Genomic DNA, 4,754 nt, shown 5'->3' with positions numbered 1-4,754 from the left:
CTGCGCCATCTCGTGCGGCGGATCGCCGGCCTGCTCGCAAGGCCGGTTGCCGCCGTAAGCGTCGAGGGACCATTTCGCGGGACAACATCACGCCGATATTTCAACAGGCCGCCCAAACATTTCAGATTGTTTCAATGCGGCCACGCCGGGGATGCTCGATTCCCCCGTCATCCCCACGAAGGCGGGGGTCCGTTCGCACAGGTCAGCAATAGAGCCGCGCCGCCAGCCGGAGTGGATTCCCGCCTGCGCGGGAATGACGAGAAGGATCAGCGCCCCAGCGCAAGCGGCAGGTTGACGGTGGCGATCGCGCCGCCGCTGTCGCGGTTGGCGAGGCTGACCTGGCCTTCGTGTCGCGCGACGATCGCGCGGGCGATCGCCAGGCCCAGCCCGGTGCCACCGGTCGCGCGGTTGCGCGAAGGGTCGCCGCGGACGAACGGGTCGAACAATCGCTCGGCCTGAGCCGGGTCGATCCCCGGGCCGTCGTCCTCGATGCGGATCGTCGCGGTGGTTTCCTCGGTCGTCCAATTGACCCGCGCCGCGCCGCCATAGCGGATCGCATTGCCAATCAAATTGGTGAGCATCCGCCGCAACGCGCGCGGATCGCCGCGCACCACCGCGCGCGAGCCGGGCGAAAGCGACACCGCCGCGCCGCCGACGCTCATATCCTCGACCACGCTGTCGAGCAGGCTGCCGAGCTCGACCAGCGACGCGTCGCGCTCGCCCGCCTCGTCGCGCGCGAAGCCCAAAGTGTCGCTGATCATCGCACGCATCTCATCGATGTCGGCGACCGCGCGGTTGCGGGCTTCCTCGGGCAATTGCTCGATCCAGAAGGCGAGCCGCGACAGCGGGGTGCCCATATCGTGCGCGATCGCCGCGAGCATCGCGGTGCGCTGCTCGGCGTGGCGCGCGAGGCGATCGTGCATGTCGGCGACCGCGGTAGTCAGCGCGCGCACCTCGGCCGGGCCGCGCGCGGGAAAGACCGGGCGCGCCGCCCCCGCGCGCGCCTGATCCGCCGCATCGGCGAGCCGGCGCAGCGGGCGTGAGATGGCGAGCGCGATCCACCACGCCGGAATCGCGAGCAGCGCGATCGTGATGAGCATCGCGACGAGCGTGCGGCTGTGCCAGTTGCTGAAGCGCGGGCCGGGGCGTCCCTCGACGATCCGCCACCCCGCCGGGGTGCGCCAGCCGAAGGCGAAGCCGCCGATGAACGCGCTGGGGATGCCGGGCGGGGTGCGGAAGATCAGCGCGACCACGTCCTGCGCCGGCACGTTGAGCGCGGCGGCCAGCCGGCGCGCGGCATCGGCATCGGGACGCTCCCGCCCCAACGACACCGGCGGACGATCGGCGGTATAGATGCGCAGCGGCGGGCCGGGATCGCCGGGCTGGCGCCCGGTGCGCATCGCATAAGCGATGCTGGCGATGCCGCGCGGCGGGTCCTTCGGCGGGGGGCCGTTGAAGGTGACGACGAACAGCACCACCGCGGTGAGCACCACCGCGCCCAGCACCAGCACGACGATCGGCGCCGCGATCGAGCGCGACGCGCGGGGATCAGCGACGGTCGACATCGACGACGAACATATAGCCTTCGTTGCGCACGGTACGGATCAGCTCGTCATCCCCGTCGCGCGCGAGCTTGCGGCGGAGGCGGCTGATCTGCACGTCGATCGCGCGGTCGAAATGCTCGGCATTCACCCCGCGCGACAGATCGAGCAGCTGATCGCGGGTCATCACCCGGCGCGGATGCTCGACGAAGGCGAGCAGCAGGCGGAACTCGCCGTCGGACAGGTTGATCACCACGTCTTCGGGATCGATCAGCTGCCGCCCGACCGGATCGAGCCGCCAGCCAGAGAAGCGCAGATGCGGCCGTTCGCCCGGCGCGGCGCGCGCGCCGCCCTGGTTGCGGCGCAGCACCGAGCGGATTCGCGCGAGCAATTCGCGTGGGTTGGCGGGCTTGGCGACATAATCGTCGGCGCCCATTTCCAGCCCGACGATCCGATCGATCTCCTCGCCGATCACCGACAGGATGATCACCGCGGGGGAAGTGGCGCGGTCGAGCGAGCGCAGGATCGATAGCCCGTCCTCGCCCGGCATCATCACGTCGAGCACGATCAGCGCGTAATTTTCGGTGGCGAGCAGCCGGCGCATCTCGGTGCCGTCGGCAGCGGTGTCGACGATATAACCGTGGGTGGCGAGGAAGCCCGCGGTCAGCTCGCGGATGCCGGGATCGTCGTCCACGATCAGCAGGCGCGTTTCCATATCCATATCGGCGATGGGATGTAGCATGAACCGCCGATTAGGCGAGCCATGTCTCGCGCGCGTTTCACCGCTGAAACAATTGCACTTGTATGACGCCTAACTTGCCTTTGTGGCGGCACGCTGATAGGGGACCTTCGTTCACGGCGCGGACGTTGTTCGTCGCCGGGTTAGGTGTTTGGCCGAAAGCCATCGATTCGGAGAAGTGCGGGTTTATGCAGATCATCGTTCGCGACAATAACGTCGACCAGGCGCTGCGCGCGCTCAAGAAGAAGCTGCAGCGTGAGGGCGTCTATCGCGAGATGAAGCTCCGTCGCCACTATGAGAAGCCGTCGGAAAAGCGCGCGCGTGAGCGTGCCGCTGCCGTGCGCCGCGCCCGCAAGCTGGAGCGCAAGCGCGCCGAGCGCGACGGCGCCCGGTAAGCAAGACCTATCGTGCCGCCCCCGCTCCGGCGGGCGGCGCGTGGAATCCGAATCGCGACGGGGCGTGCGTGGCGCGACCCGGCTCATCCTTGAGGGTTAGTATGTCGACCGTCACCGCCGTCCCGATTCCGCCCGTCAAGCGCAGCTATATCGTGTGGCTGGTGGTCGGCATCGTCGCCGCGCTGGTCGCGGCGACCGCGCTCGCGTTTCAGGGCGACGATTTCCTCACCCGCAACGCCCGCCAAAAGGGCGTCGTGACCACCGCGTCGGGTCTGCAATATAAGGTGCTGACCCCCGGCAACGGCGCGAAGCCGACCGATACCGACGTGGTGCTGGTGAATTACGAGGGCAAGCTGCTCAACGGCACGACCTTCGACAAGTCGCAGCAGCCGACCCCGTTCCCGGTGACCGGGGTGGTGCCGGGCTTCAGCGAAGGGCTGAAGCTGATGCCCAAGGGCTCGAAGTATCGCTTCTGGATCAAGCCGTCGCTCGGTTATGGCGCCGAGACGAAGGGGCCGATCCCGGGCAATTCGACCCTGGTGTTCGACGTCGAGATGATCGACTTCCTGCCTGAGGCGGTGATCCGCCAGATGCAGATGCAGCAGCAAATGGGCGGCGCGGGCGCGGCCGGTGCTGCTGGTGCTGGCGCAGAAGGCGTCCCGGGCGCGCCGCCGCACCCGTAAGCAGGGCGGACTCCCATCGTTTTCGTCATTCCCGCCTTCGCGGGAATGACGATGTTTTGAGATTGCCTGACGATCAGGCCTCGTTCGATTTTCAGTAGTTGCCCGGCGCCTTGCGCGATTCGATGATCCGCTGGCTTTCGCCCTCGAGCACCAGCGCGGTCAGGCGGCCGCTGGCGAAGGCGCCGGTATCGATCCCGATCCGGTTGTGGCGGATTTCCGGGGCATCGCTGATCGTATGCCCGTGGACGACCACACCGTCGAAACTGCCCTCATAGGTCAGGAAATCGCGGCGGATCCACCGCAGGTCGGAGTCGCGCTGTTCGTCGAACGGCAGCCCGGGGCGCATGCCGGCATGGACGAAGCGATAATCGCCGAGCGCGACGCCGTTGCCGAACGAATCGAGGAAGGCGAGATGCTCGGCGGGCACCGCGTCGCGGATCAGCCCGGCGAGCTGCTCGAAATCGCATGCGTCATAGACGTCGGGGTCGACGCCGTAGCTGAGCAGCGTCTCGCGCCCGCCCGCGCGGTGGAAGACCGATAGCGCGCTGCGATCGCCCTCGGCGGCGTGGAGCAGCAATTCTTCGTGATTGCCCTTGATGAAATGGCAGATGCGGTCCGACGCGGCGAGCGCCATCGCGCGCTCCACCACGCCGCGCGACTCGGGGCCGCGATCGATCAGGTCGCCGAGCAGGATCAGCTGCACTTCGCCCGTCGCGGTCGCGCTGTCGCGGTCGATCAGCGCGAGCAAATCGTCGAAGCAGTCGCGCCGCCCGTGGATGTCGCCGATCGCATAGACGCGCAGCCCCGCGGGCAATCGCGGCGGCTCGACGACGGGGGCAGGGGCCGATTTACGGAAGAGACGCGAAATCACCATATGGACGCGCGACGATATAGCCGCGCCGCCGGCAGGCTCAAGGGAATCCCGCGTTCGGGCCCGTCGTCAGGCGGCGTGCCGGCGGATCGCGGGCAGCGATTTGCCGGGGATCGCGTCGCCCCAGATGCCGCGGGTGTCGAGGACATATTTGTCGGCGCGTTCCTCCGCCGGCACCGAGCGGAAGATATCGTGATCGACCAGCACGATCATGATCGGGCAATCGGCCAGCGCGCTATCGATGTCGATCAGCCGCGCGCCGGCCGCGGCCAGTGAAGCGGGGAGCGCGCGCGCATAGGGCTCGACCACCGCGATCCGCTCGCCGAAGCGCTCGGTCAACGCCTCGACCGCCTTGAGCGCGGGGCTTTCGCGGAAATCGTCGATATTGGGTTTGAAGGCGAGCCCGAGGCAGGCGACCGGCGCGCCCGGCAGCGCCTCGAGCAATTCGGTTGCGCGCTCGATCACCCAGTCGGTCTTGCCGTCGTTGACTTCGCGCGCGGTGCGGATCAGCGGGGTTCCGGCGGG

Annotated in this window: 6 protein-coding genes; 2 read left to right on the top strand and 4 right to left on the bottom strand. The window is 68.3% G+C overall.

The annotated features are described in order from the left end of the window. Positions 1 to 266 precede the first annotated feature (266 nt). The gene (locus BGN95_RS26350) at positions 267 to 1,565 is read right to left on the bottom strand and encodes a sensor histidine kinase (RefSeq protein WP_265269749.1); all 1,299 of its coding nucleotides are present in this window, start codon (positions 1,563 to 1,565) and stop codon (positions 267 to 269) included. Then, on the bottom strand, positions 1,549 to 2,283 hold the full coding sequence (locus BGN95_RS26345) for a response regulator (protein ID WP_286774537.1): 735 nt from the start codon (positions 2,281 to 2,283) through the stop codon (positions 1,549 to 1,551). Before BGN95_RS26345 ends, BGN95_RS26350 begins: the two co-directional genes overlap by 17 nt. A 185-nt stretch (positions 2,284 to 2,468) precedes the next feature. Between BGN95_RS26345 and rpsU the strand changes: the two genes are divergently transcribed. Together rpsU and BGN95_RS26335 are read left to right on the top strand one after the other, a co-directional pair. Then, complete coding sequence (rpsU, locus tag BGN95_RS26340) at positions 2,469 to 2,675, top strand: 30S ribosomal protein S21 (RefSeq protein WP_007404630.1); 207 nt, start codon at positions 2,469 to 2,471, stop codon at positions 2,673 to 2,675. Between the two features lie 101 nt (positions 2,676 to 2,776). Beyond that, positions 2,777 to 3,358 (top strand): FKBP-type peptidyl-prolyl cis-trans isomerase, encoded by a 582-nt coding sequence (locus BGN95_RS26335; protein WP_179511271.1) that lies wholly within the window; start codon positions 2,777 to 2,779, stop codon positions 3,356 to 3,358. A gap of 91 nt (positions 3,359 to 3,449) precedes the next feature. Here BGN95_RS26335 and BGN95_RS26330 read toward each other — a convergent pair whose 3' ends face one another. Continuing rightward, a complete protein-coding gene (locus BGN95_RS26330; protein ID WP_265312915.1) occupies positions 3,450 to 4,232 on the bottom strand; it encodes a metallophosphoesterase family protein in 783 nt (260 codons plus the stop codon). Between the two features lie 66 nt (positions 4,233 to 4,298). Further along, positions 4,299 to 4,754: UDP binding domain-containing protein (locus BGN95_RS26325; protein ID WP_286774536.1), on the bottom strand; the 456-nt coding region annotated here is incomplete at its 5' end.

Origin of the sequence: Sphingomonas sp. 66-10 (genome assembly GCF_001897045.1) — a bacterium.
Taxonomy (GTDB): Bacteria; Pseudomonadota; Alphaproteobacteria; order Sphingomonadales; family Sphingomonadaceae; genus Sphingomonas; species Sphingomonas lycopersici.
The sequence above is the reverse complement of the archived record's forward strand: the minus strand, read 5'-3'. Positions and strand labels throughout refer to the sequence as shown.